Below are 26,740 nucleotides of genomic sequence, written 5' to 3' on the forward strand. Positions count from 1 at the left end.
TCCTTTGGTTTGCGTGAGGGCTGCCTCTATGACCGCCTGCCGCAGGGGGAGCAGGCTCGCGACCCTCTGGTCGATAGCTGCATGGATATCGCGCGGAAGAGCAGCAGGTTCAGCCCCCATCCGGAAGTTCTGGAACGCTGGATCGCACCGTTTTTCGAGGATGTCCCCGCATCGGAACAGCGTCTGATCCGGGCCGCATGCATTCTGAGCGATTTCGCCTGGGGCGAGCACCCGAGTTATCGGGGCGAGCATGCCTTCATCCGGGTGTTGAGGCTTCCCGTCGTCGGGATGAACCATGCCGACCGGGTGTTCCTCGCCTATGCCATTCTCGCCCGCTATACCGGCAGCATCGACGAGGAGGGAACCTTGCGGGTGCGCAAGCTGCTCTCCCTGCGCCGGCGCGATCTCGCCCTCAATGTCGGCCTCGCCCTGCGTCTGGCGCTGACCCTCTCGGGCGGCGCGACCGAACTGCTGGAAAGCGCCCGGCTGGAGCGCGAGCGGGACATGGTCGGCGAACGCGGCTTTGTCATCAGCATGCACGGTCATCAGGGCGGGCTTGCCGGCGACGTGGTCACGCGACGGATCACCGCTCTCGCCGAAGCGCTCGGACAGGAGATCCGCATCGAGCATTGAAGGGAAGGACGGGTGTCTTTCCCTAAAGCCGCATCAGCTTGATCTTGCCGTCCTCGGCGGTCAGTCCGATCCGCCCGTGCTTGAGGTTGATCGCATCGCCGCCGAAGATCTCCCGTCGCCAGCCTTTCAGGGCCGGAACGTCGGCATCGTCGTCGAGCGCGATAGCCTCGATGTCGGAAGCGTTGGCGATCAGCCGCGCCGCGACTTTCTCCTCGTCCGAACGGATCTTCAGCAAAACTTTCAGCAGTTCGACGATCGGACCGGGTGCTTCCCGCCTGTCTTCCTTTTCGGGAAGGGTTGGGCAGTCGGCAGGGGGAATGGCAAGGCCCTTCTCGACGACGGCGATGATCTCCTTGCCGAGGCGGCCGTTCGCCGTCTGGGCGTTGAAGGTCCGGGTGCGGGCGAGTTCTTCCGGTGTGGTCGGGGCATGGGCGGCGAGGTCCATCAGCACATCGTCCCGCAGGATGCGGTTGCGCGGCACGTCGCGCTGGCGCGCTTCCCGCTCGCGGAACGCGGCGACCTGCTGCAGCACTGCGAGGAACTTGGGCTTGCCGCTGCGGACCTTTAGGCGCTGCCAGACGGTTTCGGGATCCGGATCGTAGAGGTCCGGGTCGGCCATCTTCGCGACCTCGTCCTCGATCCATTCCTGCCGCCCGGTGCTTTCGATCTTCTGCACCAGCTTGCGATATACCTTGCGCAGGTGCGTGACGTCGGCGAGGGCGTAGCCGAGCTGCTTCTCGCTCAGCGGCCGGTGCGACCAGTCCGCAAAGCGGGAGCTCTTGTCCAGGCGGACGCCGGTAAGGCTCTGCACCAGCTTGTCGTAGGAGACCTGATCGCCGAACCCGCAGACCATGGCGGCGATCTGCGTATCGAAGACCGGCGCCGGAAGCTCGCCGCAGAGATGGTAGAAGATTTCTAGATCCTGGCGCGCCGCATGGAATACCTTCAGGACGTTCCGGTTCTTCAGCAGCTCGACCAGCGGAGCGAGATCTATCCCGTTGGCAAGCGTATCGACCGCGACTGCTTTCTCGTCATTGCCGAGCTGAACCAGGCAGAGCTGCGGGTAATAGGTTTTCTCGCGCATGAACTCCGTATCGATGGTCACGAAGTCCTCGGAAGCGAACTCGGCGCAGACCGCGGCGAGCGCGTCGGTGTCGGAAATGATTGTCATGCCGGTTCTCATACACGGAAACGCGAGCGAGCGAAATGCCGCGTGCGGCACAAACTGTGCCCTGATTTCAATGTCCTAAGTCTGTGCGAGGCACATGGTAAAGAAACGGTTAACAACGTGCCTTGCCAAAAGCTGCGAAACAGCTACAATAAAGCCAAATAACACGTTGATTCTTGCGGGGGAATCACGATGAAAAGAGGCCTGATAATCGCGGCCCTTCCTCTTGTGCTCGGGGGATGTTTACCGATCTTGCCGCCGGCGATCCAGCTGGCGACGACCGGATTGTCCGGCATCGCCTTTCTGGCGACCGGCAAAAGCACCACCGACCATCTGATTTCTGCGGCCGTCGACGAAGATTGCTCGATGATGCGCGTCGCGTTCGGCGACAAGCCGTGCCACGAGTATACCAGCGATGACCAGAAACCCCTGACCGAGATCGTGGCCTACTATCCAGGCGACGGGGACGACTGGATCGACCGCGCGTCGATCCCGAAGGGTGAGGTGACCGGCAGAACCATGCTGGCCATGAGCACTGTCGGAGATCCGGACGTCAGGGGACGCAACCGCTGGCCCGGCACTCAGGAATCCGACGCGCTTCTGGTCGAGGCTCCCGTGGCGAATACCGGCGCGTCCGGGGCTTCGAACGAGATCGAGGCCGGCGTGGCGGCAGTCAAGGATCTGACTGTCACCGGGTTCGTGCCCGCCACGGCCTCCCTCGAACCGCAACCGATCAAGTTGAAGAGCGTCCCGGCATCGTCGGGACTTCTGGCGCTTCCGGGATCCACGCATGTGAGCTGGAGGGTTAAGCCTGAGGCACCCGCGCTCTCCGACCGTCCGGCTCCGCAGCCAGCGCCGGTGCCGGTCGAGGCTGCCGATCAGACCTCCATGACGGTTCTGCCGGTGTTGCGTCCGGCCCGCGCGGCGCCCGGCAAGCAGACCTCGAACGCGCTCGATCTTACCGAGACCTTTGCCGAGTCCGGCCTTGCCGGAACGGGCGGGATTGCCCGCGAACAGGCCGCCGTCACGCTGCTTCAGGACAGTTTCGCGTCGGGTCAGGGAGCGGCGGCGACGCCACCGGTAATCATGTTGGTGCGCCTGAAAGGCAGCCTCCTGCATCGTTTCACGGGGGGAGGGTTCTCCCGTTACGAGGCGGTCGCCGAGGCCTCAGGCTTCGAGCCCATGGTCCGCCGCACGAACTGACCGTTTCTTTCTACAGTGCCAATTGTATGGTAGAGGCCCCGCGCCGCGGGCGGCTCAATGTACGCTGGCTTTCGAGAACAGGTGAATCACCGTGACGCCGCCGACGATCATGGCGAGGCCGATGATTGCCGGCACGTCCGGCACCTGCCGGTAGATGAAGATGCTGGCCACAGAGACCAGAACGACGCCGAGCCCCGACCAGATGCCGTAGACGATCCCGACCGGCATTTCCTTCAGGCAGAAACTCAGCAGGACGAACGCGGCGGAATAGCCGAACAGGACCAATATGGAGGGAACGAGGACGGTGAAGCCGTTCGTTGCCTTCAGGGCCAGGGTGCCGATGACTTCCGCGACGATCGCGAGCCCCAGATAGAGATAAGCCATCCGGCTCACTCCCGTCAGGATTGGAGATAAGCGGCGGGTTTTGCCGCGGGGCCGACCCTAGGCCTTTCGGCCGGAGCGGGCAACTGCGGGCGATGCCGCAGCCTGGCCGGGAGGGTGTCCGGAAAGAAAAAGAGGGAGCCGATTTCTCAGCTCCCTCAAGGTTTTGCTCTAGGTGCTTGCCGACAGAGGAGGCAAATGCCCGTATCGACAAGTAGATTGCGCGCCAGGGACGATCACAGCTCAGCGAATGCGCTGTTCTGCTTCCGCGCGTACATTGCGCGGTCGACCCTGTCGAGCAATTCGGGTTCGGTGTCGTCCGGCCCGTAGGCGTCATGGCCGACACTTGCGTGAAGGTGAATAAGGGATCCGTGCCACTGCAGGACCCGGGTATTCAATTCGCGGTCGAGCGCCTGGATGCGGACGGAAGCGTCGTCCTCGTCCGCGCCGGACATGATGACGGCAAACTCGTCTCCGCCGAGCCGCGCGACGCTATCGGTCTCACGGGTGCGCGACTGCAGGATGCGGGCAACCGTGACCAGCAGCGCATCGCCGGCCGCATGGCCGTAGGTGTCGTTCACCGCCTTGAACTTGTCGAGGTCGATCAGGAGCAGCGTCCCGGCGATTCCCTGGCGCTTGCTGGCGGCAAGGGCGGTCTGAAGACGCTCTGCGAAACCACGGCGGTTCAGCAGGCCGGTCAGTTCATCGGTGACGGAAAGGCTTTCGAGGTAGGCAATCCGCTTTTCCTGGCGGGCAATCCGGTTTTCGGCTTCCGTCATTGCGATCATGGCGAGGCGCAGCGCGATCTCGGTATCGTCCAGACCTTCGTCCTTCACGATTTCCGAGGCGCGGTTCGCGATGTCCACCGGCATGCGGGAGAGGAGGTTGCCGACATCAAGATTTGCAAATGCGCTCGTCAATTGCGTGTCTTCCGGTTTCCGTTCTTGCGGGTGCATGAAGCCTGACATGTCACACCACCTGGTCGTTGTTCCACGCCCTCATGGAATGCAGGCCCTGTGCCAACGCGAATTTGAATTGGAACTAATTGAAATTAAGGAAATATTTCTCTCAACAGCCGGTTTCATTTTGCCGTTGGAACGCCATATTGTTGACCGGCGGGCAGGATTTGCCGGGTAGGGGGAAAGCTATGCCGGGTCGGCGTGATACATATGAGCCGGTGCCATTTGCCGGACGGAGGGAAGTGTGGACTCAATCATGAAGAAGGCTTTCGCGCTCTGCGCTGTGCTGGCGGGCGTGCTGCTACCCATCTCGGGGGCTGAAGCCGGCGCGGCGGACCTCCTTGTCCCGCACAAGGCGCTCTACAAGCTCTCCCTAAAGAGCACGGCAGCCAATACCGAGATCGTCGGTGTCGGCGGCCAGATGTCCTTCGAATGGCGCAACGAATGCGACGGTTGGGCGATCAACCAGCGCAATCTGATGGTGCTCCAGAGCGCCGAGGGCGGGGAGCGCAGCGTCGATTCCGTGATGAGCACCTGGGAGGCCAAGGACGGTTCGTCCTTCCGTTTTATCGTGAAGAAGGAATTCGACGGCAGCAGTGGCGAGACGATCGAGGGCCGGGCTGTCAGGGCGGCCGACGGTTCGGTGACCGCAGGCTTCTCCGAGCCGGAGGCTGTGACGATGGACCTTCCGGCCGAGGTACTGTTCCCGAGCCAGCATACCTTCCTTCTGCTCGACAAGATCGCGGCCGGCGAGAAGTTCTTTTCCGCTCCCCTGTTCGACGGATCGGAATTCGAGCCGGCGAGCTTCGTCTCGGCGGCGATCGGACGGGAGAAAACTGCTGAAGGCGGGGACGATCCCCTGCTTGCGGGTACCTACTGGCCGGTCCGCCTTGCGTTCTATGGCCCCGAAAACAACGCGGAAACGCCGGATTACGAACTCTCGGTCGATCTGCTCGCGAATGGTATCGCGCGCCATCTGGTGATCCATTTCAAGGAATTCACCGTGGACGTCACCCTGCAGCGTCTGGAGCGTCTCGCGCCCGCCGGTTGCTAGCTGGCGGGGTTATCAGTCCGACCCGTCTTCCTCTTCGGGCAGGCGCGAGCTCACGCCCTGTTTTTCCATTTCCTGCCGGAAGCCGCGGCCCTTGGTGATGGCTTTCGGACCGAGTTTCGCCCGCACCGCGTCCATTGCGTGTTCCACCCTGCGCCGCCGTCCGAGTCCCGGGTCGGCGAGGTCGGGCAGGTCGGCCCCGTCCGGATCCGCAAGGTCGGAGACACCGATCCCGATCAGCCGGAACGCGCGCCCGTCGAGCTCGCGTTCCAGCAGCCGGCGTCCGGCCCGGTAGAGCGTATCGGCCATCTGCGTCGGCCCGGACTGGTGGACCTGCCGGCTGATCTGCTTGAAGTCGGCGGTCTTCAGTTTCAGGACGATCGTGCGCCCGCTCAACGCCTTGGTCTTCAGCCTCCCGGACAGTTCCTCGGAGAGGCGCCAGAGGATCGGGTCCAGTTCGTCCAGCGTTCGCAGGTCTTCCGAGAAGGTGGTCTCGCAGGAGACGCTCTTGGTCTCGGATTGAGGGTCGACTTTCCGGTCGTCGCGGCCTCGCGCGAACCGGGCGAGCCGGGTGCCGATGCTGCCGTAGCGGCGGACCAGAGCCTCTTCCTCCATGCCCTGGAGATGCCCCACTGTCTCGATCCCGTCCCGTCTGAGTTTCTCGTGCAGCGACTTGCCGACGCCCCAGATCGTGGTGACCGGGCGATCGCGCAGAAACGCGCGCGCATCTTCCCGGCCGATGGCGGCGAAGCCGCGCGGCTTGTCCAGGTCCGAGGCGACCTTTGCGAGGAACTTGTTGTAGCTGAGACCGATCGAGGCGGTGACGCCGATTTCCGCCTCTATGCGGGCAATCAGCCTGCAGAGGGTTTCGGCCGGCGGTGCGTGATGCAGGCGCTCCGTGCCGCCGAGGTCGAGGAAGGCCTCGTCGATCGAGATCGGCTCGACGAGCGGCGTCACCGATTGCATGAGTTCGCGAATCTGTTTCCCGATCCGGCTGTATTTCTGCATGTCGGGTTTGATCACCACGGCATGGGGGCACGCTTTCAGGGCCTTGAACATCGGCATGGCCGAGCGGATGCCGTAGGTCCGGGCGACATAGCAGGCGGCGGAGACGACGCCGCGTTTGCCACCGCCGACGATGACGGGCTTGCTCAGAAGCTCCGGGTTGTCGCGCTTTTCCACCGTCGCATAGAAGGCGTCGCAATCGATATGGGCGATGGAGAGGTAACGGATCTCCGGATGGGCCGAGACCCGGGGCGAGCCGCAACGCGGGCAGCGGTTGCCGTCCGCCGACGGCAGGCTCTCGTGCCAGGAAAAGCAGCTCCTGCAAATTGCGGGCAGTCTCGTCGAGACGTCGCTCTCTGTCATCTTTCCGCTACCGGCACCGTATCGGGAAACCGGAACCTAAACCGTTGCCGGCCATAGCCACGCAGCACCCCTGACGCCGCTGGAGTCGCCATGAACGGGGGGCTTCAGCTCCGTTTTCACGATATCGGAAAAGACATGCGGCTCCCAGAGGCGCGGCACCGTTTCGTAAAGTCGCCGGACGTTGGACAGACCGCCGCCGAGGACGATGATGTCCGGATCGAGTATGTTGATCACATGCGCAAGGGCGCGCGCCAGGCGCTCCTCGTACCGCCCGAGCACGGCATCGGCGATCCGGTCACCGGCTGCGGCCCGCGCGGCGATCTCGCTGCCCGGAAGCGGAGCGCCGCCGGCCGAGACATACTGGCGTTCAAGTGCGGGGCCGGAGAGAAAGGTCTCGATGCAGCCATGGCGTCCGCAATAGCATTTCTCGCCGGGACGCTCGTCGTCCCGCGGGGCCGGCAGAGGATTGTGCCCCCATTCTCCGGCAATCGCGTTGCGCCCTTCGATTGCCTCGCGCCGGATCGCGATGCCGGCACCGACTCCGGTTCCGAGGATCACCCCGAAGACGATCTCGCCGTCGCGTCCGGCGCCGTCGGCGGCTTCGGATACGGCAAAACAGTTGGCGTCATTCTGGATCCGGACCGGACGCGCCAGCGCCTCTTCAAGGTCGCGGCCCAGCGGTTTTCCGATCAGCCAGGTCGAATTCGCGTTCTTTACCAAGCCGGTATCGCGCGAAACCGTTCCGGGGATGCCGATTCCGACGGAGCAGATGTGACCGATCCGGTCTTCCGCGCGTTTCACCAGGCCGCTGATCGTGCTGATCGTGGCGCCGTAGTCGCCCTTGCGGGTCGAAACCCGTTCCTGAACGATCGTCTCACCCGAAGGCGAAAGGGCGACCAGCTCGGTTTTGGTTCCGCCGAGGTCGATGCCGATCCGGAAATGGGACTGCTCTGCTGCGTCCATCCGTCTGCCCTGCCGAGATCAATGGTCACTTGCGCTTGGAGTGTTTAAACTGTTTATTCTTTTGTAAGTTATTAATTTTATCCAGTCATACAGGCTTGGATTAAGGCGTTGTGCGGACGGCCTGCGCAACGGTTCTGATGGAGGTTGGAGTGGCGGCAGAAACGTCGGTCGAGAAAACGGTACTCATCGTTGAGGACAATGAGCTCAACATGAAGCTGTTTCACGACCTCCTCGAAGCGCACGGCTACAACATCCTCGGCACCCGGGATGGCATGGAAGCGCTTAAGATCGCCCGCGAAAAGCGGCCGGATCTGATCCTGATGGATATCCAGCTTCCGGAGGTTTCCGGCCTCGAAGTCACGAAATGGATCAAGGAAGACGATGACCTCAGCGCGATCCCGGTGATCGCGGTTACGGCCTTTGCCATGAAGGGCGATGAGGAGAAGATCAGGGAAGGCGGCTGCGAGGCCTATATCGCCAAACCGATATCGGTGAGCCATTTCCTGGAGACGGTTCAGAAATTCCTCGGATAGACCGCGATGCCTGGACGCGTACTCGTCGTTGACGACGTCCTGCCGAACATCAAGCTGCTCGAAGCCAAGCTGATGAGCGAGTATTTCGATGTGCGGACGGCCTCGAACGGACCCGAAGCGCTCGAAATCATCCAGTCCGAAGTTCCCGACATCGTCCTGCTCGACGTCATGATGCCGGGGATCGACGGGTTCGAGGTGTGCAAGCGCATCCGCAGCAATCCGGCGACGGTCCATCTTCCCGTGGTCATGGTGACCGCCCTCAGCGATCCGTCCGACCGGGTGCGCGGACTGGAGGCCGGGGCGGACGACTTCCTGACCAAGCCGGTCGACGATACCGCGCTCTTCGCCCGCGTCCGCTCCCTGCTTCGCCTCAAGGTGATGATGGACGAGTGGCTTCTGCGCGAGAAGACCTCCGCGCATTTCGGCGTACTCGAGCCGGGCGCGGGAGCGCAGTCGGTCGGATACGAGGCCGGCCGGATCCTGCTGATCGAGGACAATCCGATCGATGCGGCGAATACGCGAAACATTCTGAACCGGGACGACAACAGGGTCTATGTCGCCGCCGACGCCGCACAGGCGCGGGAAATCGTAGCATCGACGGATGTCGAACTGATCGTCTGCAGCCTGAACCTCGAGACGGAGGACGCATTGCGCCTCGTCTCGCAGTTCCGGGCTTCGGAACGGACGCGCCAGGTCCCCGTGCTGATGACGGGCGAGATGGATCAGATGGACAAGCTGGCGAAGTCGCTCGACCTCGGTGCGAACGACTACATCATGAAGCCGCTCGACAAGAACGAGCTGACGGCCCGCACACGGACCCAGATCCGCCGGCGGAGGTTCCAGGACCGCCTGCGCGACAATTACGAGCGGTCGCTCTCAATGGCGCTGATAGACAGCCTCACGGGGCTCTATAACCGGCGCTATCTGGAGACCTATCTGAAGAGCCTGATGGACAGCGCGGTGGAGCGGCGCAAGCCTCTGGCGCTGCTGATGCTGGATATCGACCATTTCAAGGCGGTCAACGATACCCACGGCCATCTCGTCGGCGACCGGGTGCTCAAAGCCGTTGCGGACGCGCTGACCAACAGCCTGCGCTCGGTCGACATGGTCGCGCGGATCGGCGGTGAGGAATTTGTCGTGGTGATGCCCGACACCTCGGAGGAGTTCGCCGAAGCGGTCGCGGAGCGGCTGCGCAAGCGCGTTGCGGACACGGTCGTGGAGATCGAAACCGCGGACGAGCCGATCTCGGTAAAGATCAGTATCGGCCTGACCATGCGGCGCGACGAGGACCGGACGGTCGAGGACATGATCGGCCGCGCCGACAAGGCGCTCTATGGTGCGAAGAGCGCGGGCCGCAACCGGGTCGTCGCCGACATTTCCCAATCGGACTGAGCCGGCCGCCGGCAGACATTCCGGACAAAACAAAACGGGCCGTAGAAACGGCCCGTTCTGGCAATCGTTCGGCGGAAGCCGCTTACTTGATCTTGGATTCCTTGAACAGCACATGCTTGCGCGCAACCGGGTCATACTTCTTGAGCTGAAGCTTCTCGGTCTGGGTGCGCGGATTCTTCTTCGTGACGTAGAAGTATCCGGTATCAGCAGTGCTGACGAGCTTGATAAGCACAGTCGCGGGCTTGGCCATGGCCGTTCCCCATCAGTCGGAGTGAATTCGAAGGCCGCAAACATATCCATATCCCGGCACCTGTCAAGCGCCTATCGGGATTTCGATGTCTGGCCGGTCTATTGGGCCGCGGCCGGCCATTTTGAGGCGATCAGGGAGGCCTCGAACGCGCGCTCGAACTGGCCCGGCTCGCGCAGCAGCCTGAGGGCCAGGGCGAGATCGACGTCGCCCGAGCCGGCGACGTGCTTGCGATCGCTGCAGCGCTCCATCAGGGCGCTCTGGATGCTGTCGTCGAGATCGTGGGCGATCCTGCGCAGGCGCAGCAGCTCGCGCGCGCGGACGGCGGCCACACGGGCTTGCGAGCCGACGAACTGCAGCTCCGGATCCTGGACCTCGGCCGAACAGATCGTCGGATAGACGCCGAACGGACCGATCGGATAGCCGGACGGCGTGTACATTCTGGCCCAGGTGATGATCAGCTCGCCGTCGTTCGGCAGGCGCACGATCATCTGGACCGTACCCTTGCCGTAGGTCCGGGAACCGATCAGCACGGCGCGTCCGCTGTCCTGCAGTGCGCCGGCGACGACTTCCGAGGCCGAGGCCGAATCGCCGTCGATCAGGACAATGAGCGGAATACCGACGGCGATATCGGGCTGGTCGGCCTTGAATTCCTTCTCCGACCGCGGATGGCGGCCCTTGGTCAGCAGGATCCGGCCGTCCTCGATGAAGAGATCCGCGATGGACACGGCATCGCGCAGGACGCCGCCGCGATTATGTCTGAAATCCAGGATTATGCCGTTCATTGACGGGCCGATCCTGGCCGCCGCCTCGGCGATTTTCTGACGCAGGCTGGAGGCGGTCGCCTCGTTGAAGCTCCGGATCTCCAGATGGGCGCTGTCGCCGATGCGTTTCAGATAGACCGTCTGTTCGATCACGGGCGCCCGCGTCACCGAGACGGTGCGCTCGCGATCTGCGGTCTCCGTGGTAATCCGTACGACGCTTCCGTCGGGCCCGCGCAACAGGTCGGAGACCGCGAGCATGTCGAGGCCCGCGACAGCCTTGTCATCGATTGCGAGGATCAATTCGCCGACCGAAAGACCGCTATGGGCCGCCGGACCGTTCTCGAAGACTTCCTGGATCTCGATCAGTCCACTCTTCTCTGTCAGTACGACGCCGATGCCGGAATAGCCGCGGCGGTGCGCCCGGCTACGCTCGGCGTCGGCCGCAGTCGTATAGCGCGAAAACCTGTCGAGATCGGCAAGCGCGCTTCTGAAGACCAGGTTGTAGAGCGTTTCCGGCGGTGCGTCGTGCAGGACGGGCGAGACCGTGCGGCCGGTATCGATGACCGCCGCCGTGAGCATGCTCCAGCGTGCCACATCGTCCGGTTCGGGGACCGTGAAGGCAGCGACGTCACGGCCCCTGTGTCCGACGATCACCTGGTCGCCATGGTCAGTCACGGTGATTGTGTCGTCGAGGCTGCGTATACCCTGCAGCCCGGTCACTGCGAGCGACGGCAGGTCGGTTTCCTCGATATAGAAGCTTGTGATGCCTTCAAAGCCGGCCGAGAAAACCTCAGCCGCAGCATCCCGGTCGTAGACCATGGGATCGACCGGAGCCCGAGGGGCCGCACAGGCCGCAAGTACGACGAGCAGCATCGCCGCGAGGAATCGCGAAGGCCTGCAGCCCGGCCGCTGGCAGTCTCGATGCATGTCTCTCTTGCGGGTCAACAACTTATGGTCCATGGGCCCACTATAGGCGGAAAAGCCTTACGCGTCAGCGGGACTTCTTCGGGCGTCCGCGCGCGCTCCCCTGCTGGCCGTGTTTGTGCCGCCCGCGGTGCTTGCGCAGTCCGCCCGGCCGTCGCGATCCGGGGTGGCCGCCGGGGCGCCCCTCGGTCCCGCCGGAGATGTAGTCCAGCAGCAGCCCGCCGGTAAGCGGATCGGCATCGACGAGGCGGACGGTCACCGGATCGCCGATCCGGAAGGTCAGGCCGGTCGCGCGGCCGCTGAGCGAATGGCGATGGTCGTCGAGATCGTAGAAATCGCCGGGCAGACGCTTCATCGGCAGCAGGCCATCGGCCCCGATCCCGGCAAGCGCGATGAAGAGACCGGCCGAGCCGACGCCGGAGACGCGGGCCTCGAAGGTGTTGCCGACCTGATCCTTCAGATAGGCCGCGACATAGCGGGAGATCGCCGAACGCTCGGCGGCCGCCGCCCGGCGCTCGGTCATCGAGATATGTTCGGCGGTCTCGTTGAAGCTCACCATCTCGATCTCGCCGAGCCCGTCCTTACCGAAACCGTGGGCATCGATGAGCGCACGGTGCACAAGCAGGTCGGAATAACGCCGGATCGGCGAGGTGAAATGAGCGTAGCGCCGGAGCCCCAGACCGAAATGGCCGATATTGTCCGGGCTGTAGACGGCCTGGCTCTGGCTGCGCAGCACGAGTTCGTTGACGATGGTCTCGTGAATCCCGCCACGGACCTTGGCGAGGAGCTCGTTGAAGGTCTTCGGACGGATCACGCCGGAGGTGCCGAAGGGAAGGTCGAGCCCTTGGAGATACTCCTTCAGCGCCTCGACCTTCTCGGGATCCGGACTTTCATGGATCCGGTACATGCAGGGCCGCCGCTTGGCCTCCAGCGTCTCGGCCGCGGCGACGTTCGCCAGTACCATGAATTCCTCGATCAGCCGGTGGCTGTCGAGCCGTTCGCGCGGCTCGATCGAGGCGACCTTGCCGTCGTCGCCGAGCACGACCTTGCGCTCGGGCAGGTCGAGATCGAGCGCCCCGCGCTCGTTCCGGGCTGCCAGCAGCAGCCGGTAGGCGCCGTAAAGCGGCTCGATGATACCTTCCGGCACGATCCCGGCATCGCCGCCGTCTGCCGCCGCCTGCACCTGCTCGTAGGTCAGCCGCGCGGAGGAGCGCATCAGGCCGCGCATGAACCGGTGCTTCACCTTCTGGCCGCGGGCATTGATGACCATCTCGACCGCGAGGCATGCCCGATCCTCGTCTGGCCGTAGCGAGCAGAGCCCGTTCGAGAGCGCTTCGGGGAGCATCGGGACGACACGGTCGGGGAAGTACACCGAATTGCCGCGCTTGCGCGCCTCGGTGTCGAGCGCGTCTCCCGGGCGGACATAATGGGCGACATCGGCGATCGCGACGAGGATGCGGTATCCGCCGGGATTCTTCGCGTCGCCGTCGGCTTCCGCGAAGACCGCATCGTCGAAGTCGCGCGCGTCGCTGCCGTCGATGGTCATCAGCGGCAGGTCTCTCAGATCCGTTCTCTTGCCGAGCGTCACCGGTTTCGCGGCATTCGCCTGAGCTTCGCAGGCATCGGGAAACACCGAGGGGATCTCATGCTCGGCGATGGCGATCAGGCTGACCGCCCGCGGCGCCGAGGCATCGCCGAGCACCTCGATGACCCGGGCATGGCGCAGGCCCATCCGGCCGCGCGGCAGGATCTCGGCGACGACCAGTTCTCCCGGCTTGGCGTCCGCGGTTTCGCCCGGCTCGACGATATAGTCGGCCCGCGCCTTACGATCCGAGGGAAGGATGCGATAGTCCCTGCCCTCGCGCTTCAGCTGGCCGACGACGCGCTCGCCGCGGCTCTCCAGCTTGCGCATGATCCGGCCGCGGTATTTTCCCTGGTCGACCCGCTCCAGCTTCACGAGCGCGCGGTCGCCAGTGCCGACGGCGGGAGCGCGGCTGGAGGGGGGGATGGTGATCGAGGGCGGTTCGCTCTTTTCACGCCAGGAGAGCGGGCGGGCGCTTGCATGCCCGTCCTCGTCGATTCCGGTGATGGCGACGACGGTCACTTCCGGCAGCGCGCCCGGTGCGGCGGCACGGCGGTTGCGCCCGAGATCGATGACGCCTTCCGCGGCCAGGTCCTTCAGCAGGGCTTTCAGGGGAATCCGGTCGGCGCCCTTGATATTGAACGCGCGCGCTATCTCCCGGCGGCCGACCGGAGTCGGGCTGTCCTGGATGAACTCGATGACGGCCTCACGGCTCGGCAGTCCGTGAGGCGGTTTGCGATTGGTCACGCGTTCCGCCGGCCTAATCGTCCCCGGCCGCCTGGGCCGGGTCCTTGGTTGAGTCCGCTTTCTTCGCCGCACTCTTCTTTGCCGCGGGCTTCTTCTTCGCCGCGGTTTTCTTGGCCGCCGGCTTCTTGGCGGCGGCCTTTTTCGCCGGTGCCGCCTTGGCACTCTTGCCGGTTCCGGCTTTCTCGGCCTTGGCCTTGATCAGCTCGATCGCCTGTTCCAGCGTGACCTCTTCCGGAACGATGCTTTTCGGAATGGTCGCGTAGATCTTCTGATGCTTCACATAGGGTCCGAAGCGTCCGGCGCCGACCGTGATCGGCTTGCCTTCATATTCGCCGAGCTCGCGCCCCGCGGTCTTCTTCTTCGGGTTGTTGGCGATCAGGTCGACGGCGCGGTTGATGCCGATGGTCAGCACATCGTCGCCCGCGGGGATCGAGATGTAGGTGCTGCCGATCTTCAGATAGGGGCCGTAGCGTCCGATCCCTGCAAGGATGATCTCGCCGCTTTCCGGGTCCGGTCCGACCTCGCGCGGCAGGGCAAGAAGCGCCAGCGCAGATTCAAGCGTCACGTCCGCCGGGTTCATGCCCTTGGTGAGCGAGGCCCGCTTTGGCTTTGGATTGTCGTCCGTCTTCTCGCCGAGCTGCACGTAGGTGCCGTAGGGGCCCTTGCGCAGGGAGACGTCCAGACCGGTGGCGGGGTCCTGGCCGAGGATCTTCGGGCCGTTGGCGAGATCGGCGGTGCCGTCCTCGCTCCCGTCGCCGGCCTGGGTCATCTGCCGCGTGTACTTGCATTCCGGATAGTTCGAGCAGCCGATGAAGGCGCCGAACTTCCCGAGCTTCAGGCCGAGCCGTCCCTGACCGCAGGTCGGGCAGGTGCGGACGCTCTCGCCGTTCTCGTCGACAGGGAAGAAGTGCGGGCCGAGTTCCGCGTCGAGCGCGTCCAGCACGTCGGAGATCTTCAGCTCTTTCGTATTGTCGACCGCCTCGCGGAACGCCTTCCAGAAGTCCTGCAGGACCTTCTTCCAGGCGATCGTGCCCTCGGCGATGTTGTCGAGCGCGTCTTCCATCTCCGCCGTGAAGTTGTACTGCACATAACGGGTGAAGAAGTTCGAGAGGAACGTGGTGACCAGGCGGCCGCGGTCTTCCGGAATGAAGCGGCGCTTGTCGAGCCTGACATAATTCCGGTCCTGCAGTACCTGCAGGATGCTGGCGTAGGTCGACGGACGGCCGATGCCGAGCTCCTCCATCTTCTTCACCAGGCTCGCCTCGCTGTAGCGCGGCGGCGGCTGGGTGAAGTGCTGCTCCGGCATGGTCTTGTCGTGCGCCAGAGCCTCGCGCTCGGCCATGGGCGGCAGCAGGCGCTCGTTCTCGTCGTCGTCCTGCGTCGGGTCGTCCCGCGTTTCCTGATAGAGCTTGAGGAACCCGTCGAAGGTGACGATGGAGCCTGTCGCCCGGAACTCCGCCCGGTTGTCGGCGGCGCCGATGATCGCCGTGGTCTGGTCGAGTTCCGCGCTTGCCATCTGGCAGGCGACGGTGCGTTTCCAGATCAGCTCGTAGAGCCGCAGCATGTCCTTGTCGAGATGCGCTGCCATCTGCTTCGGATGACGCCGGACGTCGGTCGGCCGGATCGCCTCGTGGGCTTCCTGGGCGTTCTTCGACTTGTTCTTGTACATCCGCGGGCTGTTCGGCAGGTAACGGTCGCCGAAGTTCTTGCCGATATCGTCGCGGATGGCGAAGACCGCTTCCTGGCTGAGCTGTACGCCGTCGGTCCGCATGTAGGTGATGAGACCGACGGTCTCGCCGCCGAGATCGATCCCCTCATAGAGCTTCTGCGCGATCTGCATCGTGCGCGAGGCGCCAAAGCCGAGCTTGCGCGAAGCTTCCTGCTGTAGCGTCGAGGTGGTGAAGGGCGGATAGGGATTGCGCTTGGTCTGCTTCTTCTCGAGCGAGCGCACCGAATAGGTCCCGCCTTCGACGCGGGCGACCGCTGCCTTCGCGGCGTCTTCCGTGCCGATCGAGAGCTTTTCCAGCTTGGTGCCGTCGAGATGGGTCAGCCGGGCGGTGAAATTCTTCCGTTCCTTGGTGCGGAACTGGGCATCGATGGTCCAGTATTCGTCGGAGCGGAAGGCTTCGATCTCGGCTTCGCGCTCGCAGATCAGCCGCAGCGCGACGGACTGCACGCGGCCGGCCGAACGGGATCCGGGCAGCTTGCGCCAGAGCACCGGCGAGAGGGTGAAGCCGACGAGATAGTCGAGCGCCCGTCGAGCCAGATAGGCGTCCACCAGGTCCTGGTCGAGGTCGCGCGGATTGTCGATCGCGTCGAGCACGGCGCGCTTGGTGATCTCGTTGAAGACCACGCGCTTGACGTCGACGCCCTTGAGCGCCTTGCGGTCGGTGAGCACGTTCTGCACGTGCCAGGAAATCGCCTCGCCCTCGCGATCCGGGTCAGTCGCGAGATAGAGCCGTTCGGCTCCCTTCACCGCACTGGCGATCTCCTTGATCTGCTTCTCGGCGCGCGGCTGCGCCTCCCAGACCATCGCGAAATCGGCATCCGGATCGACCGATCCGTCCTTCGACGGCAGGTCGCGGATATGCCCATAGCTGGCGAGCACCTTGTAGTCGCTGCCAAGGTATTTGTTGATGGTTTTGGCTTTGGCCGGCGACTCGACGACGACAATTTTCATGCGGCTAACCGGACGTCCTTTCTTGCGCTGGTGGTCCGGCGCCGACAATAGAACCCTTTTATTTACGGAGGGTTATAGCGCCGCGCCACGTTGTTTCCCGGATGGCGTTCGGCCTCGCCGGCCAGCTCCGCTTCCAGAAGAATGGTAAGGACCACCGGCGGTGACAATTGGCATCGGCGGATGATTTCGTCAACCGGTAGAGGCGTCGCATCCAGCAAGGCAAGCACGGAAGCACGTGCCGCATCGTCGATTTCCTCCGCGATTTGGTGTGTTGCGCCGTCGAGCGAGTAGGGCCCGGAATCGACCGGTTCTTCACGGATGCCGCCTTCGAGAAGCAGGGTCATCAGATCCTCCGCCCGTTCGATCAGATGCGCCCCGTCACGGAGCAGGCCGTTGCTGCCGGCGCAGCGTGGGTCCATCGGAGATCCGGGCACGGCGCAGACCTCGCGTCCCTGATCGGCGGCGAAGCGCGCGGTGATCAGGGAACCGGAACGCTTTGCCGCCTCGACCACCAGCGTCGCCCGGGTGAGGCCGGAGATGATCCGGTTGCGCGCCGGGAAATGCCGCGCCAACGGCCGGGTGCCGATAGGCGCTTCCGCGATCAGTACGCCTTCGGAGACGATGCGGTCTCTCAATGCCTCGTTCTCCGGCGGATAGACGATATCCGCGCCGCCGGCGACCACCGCGACCGTTCCGCTGTCGATCGATCCTTGATGCGCGGCGGTGTCGATCCCGCGGGCGAGGCCGGAGACGATCACGACTCCGTGTGCGCCGAGGTCGCGGGCGATCCGTTCGGTGAAACGGAGCGCATTGCCGGACGCGTTGCGCGCGCCGACGATGGAAATCGCGGGCTCCAGGAAGAGATGAGGATGCCCCATCAGCGAGAGCGCCGCCGGCGCGCCCTCGATCTGGGCGAGCATGGCCGGATAATCCGGCTCGCCGATGACGATGAGACGGGCGCCCTGCCGTTCGTTCTCGGCAATTTCCCTGTGGATCTCTTCGACTTCGGGAATGGCGAGCTTCTTTTTCCGTCCGCCCCGCCGGGCGAGGTCCGGCAAACGCTGCAGCGCTTCCGCCGCCGAACCGAAGCGGGCGAGCAGGTGCTGGAAAGTGACCGGGCCGACATTCTCCGTGCGGATCAGCCGGAGCCGGGCCACTCGCTCGGTCGTGTCCGGCGGGCCGGGGGACCGCTTGTTTCTGACCATGGCAGTTCTCCTCTCGGCCCAGTCATGGACGGGCCGGGAGGATTTCTGTGCGGGGCTGTCAGAGAGCTAGGCCGCTGGCTTGTTCCGGGAGAGCTTGATCTTGCTTTCCTCGCCCTTGAGCAGGCGGCGGATATTCGCGTGGTGGCGGATGAAGATCAGCACCGCCATGAAAGCGGCGAGCTCGGCATGCTGCCGGTCGACCAGCCATTCCATATAAAACGGCGCGGCGAGGGAGGCTGTGAGGGCGGAGAGCGAGGAATAGCGGAACAGCACCGCCATCGCGAGCCAGGTCACTCCGGCAAGCCCGGCCACCGGGGGCGAGAGCGCGAGCAGGGTGCCGAACGCCGTCGCGACGCCCTTGCCGCCCTTGAATTTCAGCCAGACCGGGAAGCAATGCCCGAGCATCGCGGCGGCGGCGGCGATGACCGCCATGTCCGGGCCGAACTGCGCCGCGACGAGCACCGCCGCCGCGCCCTTGCCGCTGTCGCAGATCAGCGTCGCGAGCGCGATCACCTTGTTGCCGGTGCGGAGCACGTTGGTCGCGCCGATGCTGCCGGAGCCGATCTTGCGTACGTCCCCGAGCCCCGCGAGCCGGGTGAAGACGAGGCCGAACGGCACCGAGCCGAGCAGATAGGCGGCGAGGCCGCAGGCATAGAACGGCCAGGTGAATTCAAACGAGCCGAGCAGATCAGGCATCCGGGAACCTCCGCCGTTCCGGCACCGGGGCGGTCTCGATATCGAAAACGAGATTGCCGGCGCGGTAGGTCTTCTCGACCCGGCCCTGGACCGGACGTTCGTCGAACGGGGTGTTCCGCGACTTGCCGCGCAGCTCGTCCCGGTCGATCCTGACCGCGCGGTCGGGGTCGAACAGGATGAAGTCGGCGAGATGGCCTTTGCGCAGCCGGCCTGCCGGGAATTTCAACAGCTCCGCCGGGGTATCTGTCAGCGCCTTCAGCACCGTCAGCATCGGCACGTCGCCGTTGTGTACAAGTTCGAGGGAGACGGAGAGCAGGGTCTCGAGCCCGACGCCGCCGAAATCGGCCTGGCCGAAGGGCAGGCGCTTCTGGTCGCGGTCGCCCGGCGTGTGCGCGCTGACGATGGCGTCGATGGTGCCGTCGGCGATGCCCGCGATCACCGCGCTCCGGTCATCCTCGGTGCGCAGCGGCGGCGACAGCTTGGCGAAGGTGCGGTAGCCGACGACTTCGGATTCCGTGAGCGCGAAGTACGGCGGAGCGGTATCCGCCGTTACCCGCAGACCGCGTGCCTTCGCCTTGCGCACCGCCTCGATCGCGTCCCCGGTGGAGAGGCAGGAGAAATGCAGCCGGCCGCCGGTCAGCTCGAGCAGCCGGAGGTCGCGTTCGACCATCATCACCTCGGCCACGGCAGGGATGCCCGGCAGGCCGAGCCTCGTCGCCGTCTCGCCCTCGTTCATCACGCCGCTGCCGACCAGCTCCGGCAGTTCCGGGTGCTGGACGATCATGGTGTCGAAGAGCCTGGCGTAGGACAGCAGGCGCCGCATCACACCGGCATGTGCGATCGCCTTGCCGCCGTCGGTGAAGCCGGCCGCGCCCGCTTCGTGCAGCAGGCCGAGTTCGGTCATGATCTTGCCCTGCAGGCCCTTGGTCGCGGCAGCGTAGGAATGGATGTTCACCAGCCCTACATCGCGGCCGAGGCGCTCGACGAACTCCAGCACCGCGACGTCGTCGACGATGGGGTTGGTGTTCGGCAGGCAGGTGAAAGTGGTTACCCCTCCGGCGACGGCGGCCTGAGCGGCGGTCGCGAGGGTCTCCATGTGCTCGTTACCAGGTTCGCCGGTGGAAACCCGCATGTCGACGATGCCGGGCGCGAGGCAGAGCCCCCTGCAGTCCACGACATGGACATCGTCCTGCACCGCGTCGACAAAGACGTTCGGGCCGATATCGGCGATCCGCGCGCCGTCGACCAGCATGGCGCCCTGGGCATCGAGACCGGAGGCGGGATCGAGCAGGCGGGCATTCTTGAAGATCGTGCGCTTCACTGGTTTTTCGCCCACGGTTCGAGCTGAGACTGGGCCAGCACCTCGAGGCAGGCCATGCGGACGGCGACTCCCATCTCGACCTGCTCGCGGATCAGGCTGCGTTCGATATCGTCTGCGACGTCGGAGTCGATCTCGACGCCGCGGTTCATCGGCCCCGGATGCATCACCAGCGCGTCGGGCTTGGCGACCGAAAGCTTGTCGTGGTCGAGCCCGAAGAGCTTGTAGTACTCGCGGATCGAGGGGATGTAGCTCGCCTGCATGCGCTCGTTCTGCAGCCGCAGCATCATGACGATGTCGCAATCGGCGAGGCCGGTGCGCATGTCGTGATGAATCTCGACGCCGAGCCGTTCGAGGCCGGCCGGGATCAGGGTCGGAGGCGCGACGATGCGGACCCGCGCGCCCATGATCGAAAGCAGGTGGATGTTGGAGCGGGCGACGCGGCTGTGCGCGACGTCGCCGCAGATCGCGACGGTGAGGCCGGTGATCTCGCCCTTGCGGCGGCGGATCGTCAGCGCGTCGAGCAGGGCCTGGGTCGGATGCTCGTGGCTACCGTCGCCGGCATTGATCACGCCGCAATTGACCTTCTGGGCGAGGAGATGGACCGCGCCCGAGTCTGCGTGCCGGATGGTGAGCACGTCCGGATGCATGGCGTTCAGGGTAACCGCCGTGTCGATCAGCGTCTCGCCCTTCTTCACCGAGCTGGTGCCGACCGACATGTTGAGCACGTCGGCGCCCAGCCGCTTGCCGGCGAGTTCGAAGCTCGTCCGCGTGCGCGTCGAGTCCTCGAAGAAAAGGTTGATGATCGTCCGCCCGCGCAGGCTCGACATCTTCTTGTCCGCGCGGCGGTTGAGATCGACATAGCGGTCGGAAAGGTCCAGGAGCGCTTCGATGTCGGGGCGCGACAGGCCTTCGATCCCCAGCAGGTGCTGGAGTCGGAGCGCGGGCGCGTCACTTGGGGCCGATGGCTGAGAGCTTGTCATTAAAGGCCCCTTATACGGACCGGGCCCATGGCCGGGCAAGACCGAACTCGCGGGCGACGGAAACCGTCGGACAGCGGGCGCTGCGGTGGCTGAGCCGCGGCTTCCGCCTTCACAGAATCGGACGGCCGGACGTCGAACCCTCGAGCCTGTCCGTTGGGGAGTCCGACCATGCCCTTCGTCTATCTGCTTGCCCACGCGCCCGGCGACGTCGAGCAGCTCGTTCTGCTCGGCCAGCGGGTGTTCATCCAGACCTGGGCCGGGTCGAAGAAGATTCGCGGGCAGATCCCCGATCACGCGGGCCAATGGGTGCTGCCCGGCGGCGCGCACGGAAAGGACCAGGATCCGGCAATGGCGCTCCGGGCGATGGTGCTGGCCGAGACGGGGATGCGGCTCGACGATCCGGTGGCGCGGACGAACTACGACATCGGCGAGCCCAAGCTGCATCGGCTGGAGGACCGGGACTACAATCCCTTCACCGTGGTCGAATATCCGTTCTCGGCGTCCGGTCTCCGGCGATTCGCCGATGCCATCGACGGCAATATCCAGAAGCTGTCCATGCAGGATTGCCTGTTTGCCAAGGCCGGCATTCCGCGCCGGACGGAGGCGCTGGAGAAGCTCGGTCCGGTACTGCCGCCGCAGAGCGGCTGGCAGACCTTCATCGTCAAGAATTTCTATGGTGGCACGCCGCCGGGCCCGTTCAACACCGAAGTCGACACGCTGACGGCGCAGATCACGGCCTCGACCAAACAGAGCGGCGCATGGTTCGAGCAGGCGATCGAGGAGCTGATTCCGGAGGGCAGCGTCGAGCCGCCGGTCAGCAAATCCAAGCTCGTCGGATTGCGGGTGGAAGGAGCGACCTCCACCGGCATGGATGCCTATCAGGCGCAATATGGCGGCACGGCGGTTCGGGTAACGGCTTTGTTCGATCCGCCGCCGGTCGGCGAGATGCCGGCGATCACCTGGAGTGGGGCGACGCAATCCGCCGGCGCCACGGCGGAGGTGGCGCTCGACAGGGTCACGGCAAAGGGGCGGCCCAGAACGGTCAAGGCGGAGTCGGGCGGCGACTCCCGTCAGATCGCGCTGACCATCATTCCGGAGCTGGTCGGCTTCGATGTCGAGAACGCAAAGAAGATCGGAGAGAAGGAGCAGGTCCCGCTCTATGCGGCGGTCTATTCGGAAGAGGGGCCCGATGTTGTCGTCACTCTGAAACTTCGCCCGAACAATTCAGAGGCCTTCGAGGCGGTGATCTGGGAGGGGGGCAGTCCGGTTTCGGGAAATCCGGCCAAACGCACCATCTCCCGCGGCACGGTGGTGGACCCGAAGAGTCCGGTCCGGATCAAGGCATCGGTCAATCCCGAGATCGAGATGGCGGTGATCGTCTATGCCCATCTGACCGGAATCGAGATCCGCAACGCGCCCTCCCGTCAGGTCGCGGGAACGAATTACAGCATCGACTACCAGGCGGGCGCGCAGGCGACGCTGCGCGGGGTGCTCACCCCTGACCGGCCGCAATCCTATTTATATCTGAACTGGGACACGGGCGAGCAGCATACCCGGGACATCACGATCAACCGGCATCCGATCAGCGCGCCCGGAGTCTTCACCAACCATACGGTGACGCAGACCATCGGCGACGAGAATGTCGAGAATGTGAGTATCGGCATCGAGGTCGTGCCGACGGTCCAGTCGCTCGGCTACGAGAGCTTCGCGTTCCGGGACAACACGAACGCCTGGTACAGCTACGCGATCTCGAACCAGTTCGGACTGCCGAACCACATACCGGCGCAGGCGATCGCCGTCACCGATCCGGATACGGCGCCGGCCTGGCAGCATCTTGTCTGGGCCAACGACAGTGCCCCGGGTCGCACCGACAACCGCCGTCTCGTCTATCTCGATGGCGCGGCAGCCGTGCAGCTTCAGGCACGCTCCAATTCGGCAAATCCCGTCGCTGCCCCCCTTACGATCAAGAATGTCCAGCAATGGCCGGTCGGGACGCCGCAGATCGATGTCCGCCGGATCACCTTCAGCGGCGGCCGTTCGGTGTTGCGGGAAGACGGCGTCAATTTCGGCAATGCTTATGGCCGCGTCTGGCAGCCGGGACAGACCGTGCCGCAAACCTACACGAGGAATACCAATGTCGGCCTGCAGCCGGTCTTTCGCGTCAACACAGCGGGAACCGGGATCGCGATCGATGTCCGGGCCACCCTGTTCCTGCCGCTGGCGGACGGCTCGTTCCACACCATGATCTGGAGCTGGAACAATATCGCCTCCGCGAACGGGGCGACGGCGGATCTTGCCCCCGCTGCGGCGAATGCCAATGTGACCTTGCCGAATCAGGTCGTGCATGGCGACCCGGTCCGCTTTCTTTGGGAAATGCGGGCAACCGGCGGGCATGACGGAAACTGGACCCTTTTCGACGTCACCAGTCACCAGATCTATCTGACCTATGCGGACCCCGCGAATGGCGATCGGCTTCCGGGAGGCGGCGCGAGCAACTATTGGACCGTGCTGAAACTTTCCTGCGCCGCCGCTGACGGCCAAGCGGGGAATGCCGCGCAATTGAAGGCCGCCATCTATTCGGCGTTCGCCCAGTTCGCCGGCGGCGGGCTCGATCCCGCCTCCGGCGATAACCCGGGGGCTCTGCGTGCATGGGACAATGCCAGAATGACCTATTGGACCCGGCGCCCGCCGCAGCAGCGGTTGAACACCATGCTGTCGGCCGCTCCGGCCGGTGGGACGATTTCCTGCGCCTGCGGTGCCTGGGCGGAATTGCTGATTGCCATGTTCGCCGCGCATGGCGAGGCGACGCCGCGAAAGGTCTCGGTCGAGCCGAACGCGGCAGTCAGCGGTGCGGCAACCGGGTTCATGGTCTCGAACTGGACCTTCCATGCGCCGCCGCCCGCCTCGGCGAACGCCTACACGCACGACCGCGGCGCGCCCGCAACGGCCGTGGCGGGAACCGCGACCTGGGGTTCCGGAGTGGTCGCCCAGAACAACCAGACGCCGCCGGAGCGGTTCGGCAATCATTTCATCGTCTACGACACCGCCGGCGGGCTCGCTTTCTACGATCCGTCCTACGGCAGTCCGGTCGTGAACACGGCCGCGGCCTATGTGACCGCAGCTTCGGCCGGATTGTCCCGCGGTGCGAATCCCCAACTCGGATTCTCCGTCGCCGCGGGGGCCGCCAACAACATTCTCAAACTCCGAAGGCTGACAGTTCTGCATGACCTCAACTAGGGAGTGGGCGCATGCCTGATGCTTCGATCAAATGGGAAACGATCTCCTTCGACGGTTATGCGCCGGCGCGTCTGGCCGGGGCCGGCGGAACTCTAAATCTTTACAAGGGCGTCATATCGGAGACGTCGTCGGACGACGGTGCGGAGGAGGTTGAGGTCACCCTCAAGGCGGTTCCGCCGGGAAGGGCGGCATCCGTTATTTCCGATGCCGAGGCGACGTCCGGGGTCGATATCGCGATCGGCTTCGAGCAAGTCTTCGTATCCGCTCCCGATTGGGACCTGTCGCTGGACGAAAGTGGCAACGGTGCGGCGGTCATGCAGCTGTTCGGGGGCGCCTGGAACGATCTGCTGTACGTGACGATCGCCAAGGGCGTGGCGTCCGATCCGGTTCGTTTCGCCGGGCAGGACTTCTCTGCCCCGAGGCTCTTCCGCCAGCTCGACGGCAGTTACCGGATCCTGGCGCGCGGGGATCTCGACGGCCTGGTCTCGATCGACCCTGCCCGCCCGACCGCCGAACCGACCTGGATCGGCGCATGGAGAAGCGCATTGTCGCTGGACATCGGGGGCGGCGAGAGCGCCTGGCTGTTCCAGGAAATCAGCGATGTAGGTCCGCTCTCTCCGGTCGGTATCGGCGCCGCACCCGTCTTGCTCGGCATCGGCCCGACAGGGAAGGTTCCGGGCGCGGGCGACGATATTCTAGGAGGCGCCCCGATTTTTGAGTTCGCGGCGGCCTCTTCGCACGAGGGGGTACTTGTCTTTGCGACCGGGCCCGGCGGCATCCATGCCGCGGCGATCGACGTGCACGGGGCCGAGACCCAAATCGCGGTCGGGACCCCGCCGGGGATATTGTCCAGTCCGTCGGTCGCACTCTTATCCGACGGGCAGGGTAGTTTCGACGGCGTGCTGACCGTGTTGCACCTCAAGGAGAATCTGAGCGCGGAAGGAGTCTCCTTTGCCCGCGTTCCGTTCGCCGGGTCCGCATCGCCCGCGCCCGCAGCCTAAGCCGGCGGATCTGTACAAGCAGGCCTGCAATGGATAACTCTGGTCTCCGGAAGCGAGAGACAGCGAACGGGCGCCAGACCTATGAGCGAACATGTTCCCCGGATAACCGTGCGGGTAGTGATTTCCGGCCGGGTTCAGGGCGTGTGGTACCGCGGCTGGACGGTCAAGGAAGCGAGCGCGTCGGGTCTCGATGGCTGGGTCCGCAATCGCAGCGACGGGACCGTCGAGGCGGTTTTCTCCGGGCCGTCAGGGCGCGTGGACGCCATGATCGAGACCTGCCGCATCGGCCCGCCGGCGGCACGGGTAACCGGGATCGAGTGTTTTGACGATACGGACCCTCCCGCCCAGTCCGGTTTCCAGCAGCGGCCGACGCTCTAGGGATCGCCGTGCAGATCGCCGCCCGTACCGTTGCTTCACAATCGGAGATGCGTCAGCGTCTGTCCTGGGTCGACCGGCTGGTTGACCGTGAGAGTGACGGAGACGGACTCGATCTTGCGCCGCAGGCGGCGGCCCTGTTTGACGAAATGCGCCTTTGTTTTGCGTCCGGCGCCTGGGTGGCGGTTCTGGTCCTGGCCCAGGCGGCGCTGGATGCGGAATTGCAGCAGGAGGGGTTGGACGGACTGGCCCAGAACGAAATCCGCTTCGGCGCCGATTATGTCTGGCTGCGGAACCGGCGCAATCATCTGCTGCATGCCGACGACCCCCGTCCGGCGGTCACGCTTGAAGACTATGCTCCGGGTGACCCGCATCTGGAGCGTGAGGCGCGCCGCGCCGTCGAGCTGGTCGTCGGGGGCCTCGCCGAACTCGCCCGATAGAAGTCTCAGTCGGGCCGCGGCTGACGTTCCTCGCGCGGGGCCAGAAACCACGCCGCCGCCGGGTTCACGGAAAGATGCGTCGCTGCGTTCTTGCTCTCGACCCGTCGGACCAGGCCCTTCTCGATCAATTGGAGCAGGACCTGGGACAGCGGTGAACGCACCCGGGAGAGGAAAATCCCAAGATCGCTGCGGTCGGACGGATCGTGGCCGAGGAGCAGCAGGTCAAAGACCTCGCATTCCTCCTCCGTCATGTCCCGCACGGTCTGGGCGATATCTGGGCGAAGCTGCGTCACGAAAACACCGTGCGTGTATGGGGAGGGGTGTCACCATATCGTACGAAAGTTTTCCTGGTGTTTTAAAGTGATTTTCTTGGAATGACCGAAAAAGCCTTCAGGTGCCGGTGTCAGGCACTGCCGACGGCAGGTGTGCAAAAGCGCTCCCGGGACCAAAAACGTCTTCGAAGGACTCGCGGAGTGCCATGTCGACCTCCGGCATTGACGCAAGCTGGCCGAGATCGTGCAGGCTGGTCACGCCATGCTCCGAGATGCCGCAGGGAACGATCCCGTCGAAATGCGAGAGATCCGGATCGACATTGATCGAGATCCCGTGGAAGGAAACCCAGCGCCGGACGCGAACGCCGATGGCAGCGATCTTGTCCTCCTTTTTCGGTGCGCCGATATCGCCGCGCGTGACCCAGATGCCGACCCGCCCGTCGCGCCTTTCGCCTTTGACGTTGAAGGCCGCGAGGGTGTGAATCACCCAATCCTCCAGCGCCTGGACGAAGGCGCGGACGTCGGGCTTACGGGCCTTCAGGTCGAGCAGGACATAGGCCACCCGTTGCCCGGGGCCGTGATACGTATACTGGCCTCCGCGCCCCGCCTCATAGACCG

Annotated in this window: 23 protein-coding genes and 1 pseudogene; 9 read left to right on the forward strand and 15 right to left on the reverse strand. The window is 64.7% G+C overall.

Annotation, left to right across the window (positions count from 1 at the left end; genetic code table 11):
- A pseudogene (locus JJ959_RS19660) lies at positions 1–633 on the forward strand (Ppx/GppA family phosphatase); the annotation flags it as partial.
- A 22-nt stretch (positions 634–655) separates the two neighbouring features.
- Here JJ959_RS19660 and rnd read toward each other — a convergent pair.
- Positions 656–1,804, reverse strand: coding sequence for a ribonuclease D (rnd, locus tag JJ959_RS19665; protein ID WP_292887660.1), 1,149 nt, complete (start codon positions 1,802–1,804; stop codon positions 656–658).
- 249 nt (positions 1,805–2,053) lie between these two features.
- On the opposite strand from rnd, the gene JJ959_RS19670 reads away from it, so the two are divergent.
- Positions 2,054–3,004, forward strand: coding sequence for a hypothetical protein (locus JJ959_RS19670; protein ID WP_292887662.1), 951 nt, complete (start codon positions 2,054–2,056; stop codon positions 3,002–3,004).
- A 54-nt stretch (positions 3,005–3,058) separates the two neighbouring features.
- On the opposite strand, the gene JJ959_RS19675 is transcribed toward JJ959_RS19670, so the two are convergent.
- Both JJ959_RS19675 and JJ959_RS19680 read right to left on the reverse strand, forming a co-directional pair.
- Positions 3,059–3,388, reverse strand: coding sequence for a multidrug efflux SMR transporter (locus tag JJ959_RS19675; protein WP_292887665.1), 330 nt, complete (start codon positions 3,386–3,388; stop codon positions 3,059–3,061).
- A gap of 233 nt (positions 3,389–3,621) precedes the next feature.
- A complete protein-coding gene (locus JJ959_RS19680) occupies positions 3,622–4,305 on the reverse strand; it encodes a GGDEF domain-containing protein (protein WP_292887668.1) in 684 nt (227 codons plus the stop codon).
- A gap of 295 nt (positions 4,306–4,600) precedes the next feature.
- Here JJ959_RS19680 and JJ959_RS19685 point away from each other — a divergent pair, with 295 nt between their 5' ends.
- On the forward strand, positions 4,601–5,398 hold the full coding sequence (locus tag JJ959_RS19685) for a DUF1849 family protein (RefSeq protein ID WP_292887671.1): 798 nt from the start codon (positions 4,601–4,603) through the stop codon (positions 5,396–5,398).
- 12 nt (positions 5,399–5,410) lie between these two features.
- Here the strand turns inward: JJ959_RS19685 and JJ959_RS19690 are convergent, their stop codons facing one another.
- A complete protein-coding gene (locus JJ959_RS19690; protein ID WP_292887674.1) occupies positions 5,411–6,763 on the reverse strand; it encodes a DNA polymerase IV in 1,353 nt (450 codons plus the stop codon).
- 36 nt (positions 6,764–6,799) lie between these two features.
- Positions 6,800–7,726 carry an ROK family protein gene (locus JJ959_RS19695; protein ID WP_292887677.1) on the reverse strand — a complete coding sequence of 309 codons (927 nt, stop codon included), beginning with the start codon at positions 7,724–7,726 and terminating at the stop codon, positions 6,800–6,802.
- A 149-nt stretch (positions 7,727–7,875) separates the two neighbouring features.
- Here JJ959_RS19695 and JJ959_RS19700 point away from each other — a divergent pair, with 149 nt between their 5' ends.
- Positions 7,876–8,259, forward strand: a complete 384-nt coding sequence (locus JJ959_RS19700; RefSeq protein WP_292887680.1) for a response regulator — start codon at positions 7,876–7,878, stop codon at positions 8,257–8,259.
- Positions 8,260–8,265: 6 nt separating this feature from the next.
- Entirely contained in the window at positions 8,266–9,651 is a 1,386-nt protein-coding gene (locus tag JJ959_RS19705) for a PleD family two-component system response regulator (RefSeq protein WP_292887683.1), read from the forward strand.
- Between the two features lie 82 nt (positions 9,652–9,733).
- Here the strand turns inward: JJ959_RS19705 and rpmG are convergent, their stop codons facing one another.
- From rpmG to JJ959_RS19745, 8 genes are all read right to left on the reverse strand, one after another.
- Positions 9,734–9,901, reverse strand: coding sequence for a 50S ribosomal protein L33 (rpmG, locus tag JJ959_RS19710; RefSeq protein ID WP_193188080.1), 168 nt, complete (start codon positions 9,899–9,901; stop codon positions 9,734–9,736).
- Between the two features lie 98 nt (positions 9,902–9,999).
- The gene (locus JJ959_RS19715; RefSeq protein ID WP_292887690.1) at positions 10,000–11,607 is read right to left on the reverse strand and encodes a S41 family peptidase; all 1,608 of its coding nucleotides are present in this window, start codon (positions 11,605–11,607) and stop codon (positions 10,000–10,002) included.
- Between the two features lie 46 nt (positions 11,608–11,653).
- Positions 11,654–13,915 carry a ribonuclease R gene (rnr, locus tag JJ959_RS19720; protein WP_292887693.1) on the reverse strand — a complete coding sequence of 754 codons (2,262 nt, stop codon included), beginning with the start codon at positions 13,913–13,915 and terminating at the stop codon, positions 11,654–11,656.
- A gap of 13 nt (positions 13,916–13,928) precedes the next feature.
- Positions 13,929–16,595 (reverse strand): type I DNA topoisomerase, encoded by a 2,667-nt coding sequence (topA, locus tag JJ959_RS19725; RefSeq protein WP_292887696.1) that lies wholly within the window; start codon positions 16,593–16,595, stop codon positions 13,929–13,931.
- A 62-nt stretch (positions 16,596–16,657) separates the two neighbouring features.
- Positions 16,658–17,800, reverse strand: coding sequence for a DNA-processing protein DprA (gene dprA / locus JJ959_RS19730; protein ID WP_292887698.1), 1,143 nt, complete (start codon positions 17,798–17,800; stop codon positions 16,658–16,660).
- 66 nt (positions 17,801–17,866) lie between these two features.
- Positions 17,867–18,496, reverse strand: a complete 630-nt coding sequence (gene plsY / locus JJ959_RS19735; RefSeq protein WP_292887701.1) for a glycerol-3-phosphate 1-O-acyltransferase PlsY — start codon at positions 18,494–18,496, stop codon at positions 17,867–17,869.
- Positions 18,489–19,817 carry a dihydroorotase gene (gene pyrC, locus JJ959_RS19740; protein ID WP_292887704.1) on the reverse strand — a complete coding sequence of 443 codons (1,329 nt, stop codon included), beginning with the start codon at positions 19,815–19,817 and terminating at the stop codon, positions 18,489–18,491. Before pyrC ends, plsY begins: the two co-directional genes overlap by 8 nt.
- Entirely contained in the window at positions 19,814–20,797 is a 984-nt protein-coding gene (locus JJ959_RS19745) for an aspartate carbamoyltransferase catalytic subunit (protein WP_292887707.1), read from the reverse strand. The genes pyrC and JJ959_RS19745 overlap by 4 nt, the downstream gene beginning before the upstream one ends.
- A 168-nt stretch (positions 20,798–20,965) precedes the next feature.
- Here JJ959_RS19745 and JJ959_RS19750 point away from each other — a divergent pair, with 168 nt between their 5' ends.
- From JJ959_RS19750 to JJ959_RS19765, 4 genes are all read left to right on the forward strand, one after another.
- Positions 20,966–24,034: a hypothetical protein gene (locus tag JJ959_RS19750; protein ID WP_292887711.1), complete on the forward strand. Its 3,069-nt coding sequence runs from the start codon at positions 20,966–20,968 to the stop codon at positions 24,032–24,034.
- An 11-nt stretch (positions 24,035–24,045) separates the two neighbouring features.
- A complete protein-coding gene (locus JJ959_RS19755) occupies positions 24,046–25,035 on the forward strand; it encodes a hypothetical protein (RefSeq protein WP_292887714.1) in 990 nt (329 codons plus the stop codon).
- Positions 25,036–25,116: 81 nt separating this feature from the next.
- Positions 25,117–25,413, forward strand: a complete 297-nt coding sequence (locus JJ959_RS19760) for an acylphosphatase (RefSeq protein ID WP_292887716.1) — start codon at positions 25,117–25,119, stop codon at positions 25,411–25,413.
- Between the two features lie 8 nt (positions 25,414–25,421).
- Positions 25,422–25,850, forward strand: coding sequence for a hypothetical protein (locus JJ959_RS19765; RefSeq protein WP_292887719.1), 429 nt, complete (start codon positions 25,422–25,424; stop codon positions 25,848–25,850).
- A 5-nt stretch (positions 25,851–25,855) separates the two neighbouring features.
- Here JJ959_RS19765 and JJ959_RS19770 read toward each other — a convergent pair whose 3' ends face one another.
- Both JJ959_RS19770 and lipB read right to left on the reverse strand, forming a co-directional pair.
- Entirely contained in the window at positions 25,856–26,143 is a 288-nt protein-coding gene (locus JJ959_RS19770) for a hypothetical protein (RefSeq protein ID WP_292887721.1), read from the reverse strand.
- A 97-nt stretch (positions 26,144–26,240) separates the two neighbouring features.
- A partial coding sequence (gene lipB / locus JJ959_RS19775) for a lipoyl(octanoyl) transferase LipB (protein ID WP_292887724.1) occupies positions 26,241–26,740 on the reverse strand: 500 nt, incomplete at its 5' end.

Source organism: Nisaea sp. (assembly GCF_017640745.1).
Taxonomy (GTDB): domain Bacteria; phylum Pseudomonadota; class Alphaproteobacteria; order Thalassobaculales; family Thalassobaculaceae; genus Nisaea.

Excerpts from the sequence above, each read along its gene's own strand:
- JJ959_RS19690 (WP_292887674.1), bottom strand. The coding sequence starts at position 6,763 with ATGACAGAGAGCGACGTCTCGACGAGACTGCCCGCAATTTGCAGGAGC.
- JJ959_RS19695 (WP_292887677.1), bottom strand. The coding sequence starts at position 7,726 with ATGGACGCAGCAGAGCAGTCCCATTTCCGGATCGGCATCGACCTCGGC.
- JJ959_RS19675 (WP_292887665.1), bottom strand. The coding sequence starts at position 3,388 with ATGGCTTATCTCTATCTGGGGCTCGCGATCGTCGCGGAAGTCATCGGC.
- JJ959_RS19745 (WP_292887707.1), bottom strand. The coding sequence starts at position 20,797 with ATGACAAGCTCTCAGCCATCGGCCCCAAGTGACGCGCCCGCGCTCCGA.
- rnd (WP_292887660.1), bottom strand. The coding sequence starts at position 1,804 with ATGACAATCATTTCCGACACCGACGCGCTCGCCGCGGTCTGCGCCGAG.
- JJ959_RS19750 (WP_292887711.1), top strand. The coding sequence starts at position 20,966 with ATGCCCTTCGTCTATCTGCTTGCCCACGCGCCCGGCGACGTCGAGCAG.
- topA (WP_292887696.1), bottom strand. The coding sequence starts at position 16,595 with ATGAAAATTGTCGTCGTCGAGTCGCCGGCCAAAGCCAAAACCATCAAC.
- JJ959_RS19760 (WP_292887716.1), top strand. The coding sequence starts at position 25,117 with ATGAGCGAACATGTTCCCCGGATAACCGTGCGGGTAGTGATTTCCGGC.
- JJ959_RS19685 (WP_292887671.1), top strand. The coding sequence starts at position 4,601 with ATGAAGAAGGCTTTCGCGCTCTGCGCTGTGCTGGCGGGCGTGCTGCTA.
- JJ959_RS19755 (WP_292887714.1), top strand. The coding sequence starts at position 24,046 with ATGCCTGATGCTTCGATCAAATGGGAAACGATCTCCTTCGACGGTTAT.
- rpmG (WP_193188080.1), bottom strand. The coding sequence starts at position 9,901 with ATGGCCAAGCCCGCGACTGTGCTTATCAAGCTCGTCAGCACTGCTGAT.
- plsY (WP_292887701.1), bottom strand. The coding sequence starts at position 18,496 with ATGCCTGATCTGCTCGGCTCGTTTGAATTCACCTGGCCGTTCTATGCC.
- dprA (WP_292887698.1), bottom strand. The coding sequence starts at position 17,800 with ATGGTCAGAAACAAGCGGTCCCCCGGCCCGCCGGACACGACCGAGCGA.
- JJ959_RS19705 (WP_292887683.1), top strand. The coding sequence starts at position 8,266 with ATGCCTGGACGCGTACTCGTCGTTGACGACGTCCTGCCGAACATCAAG.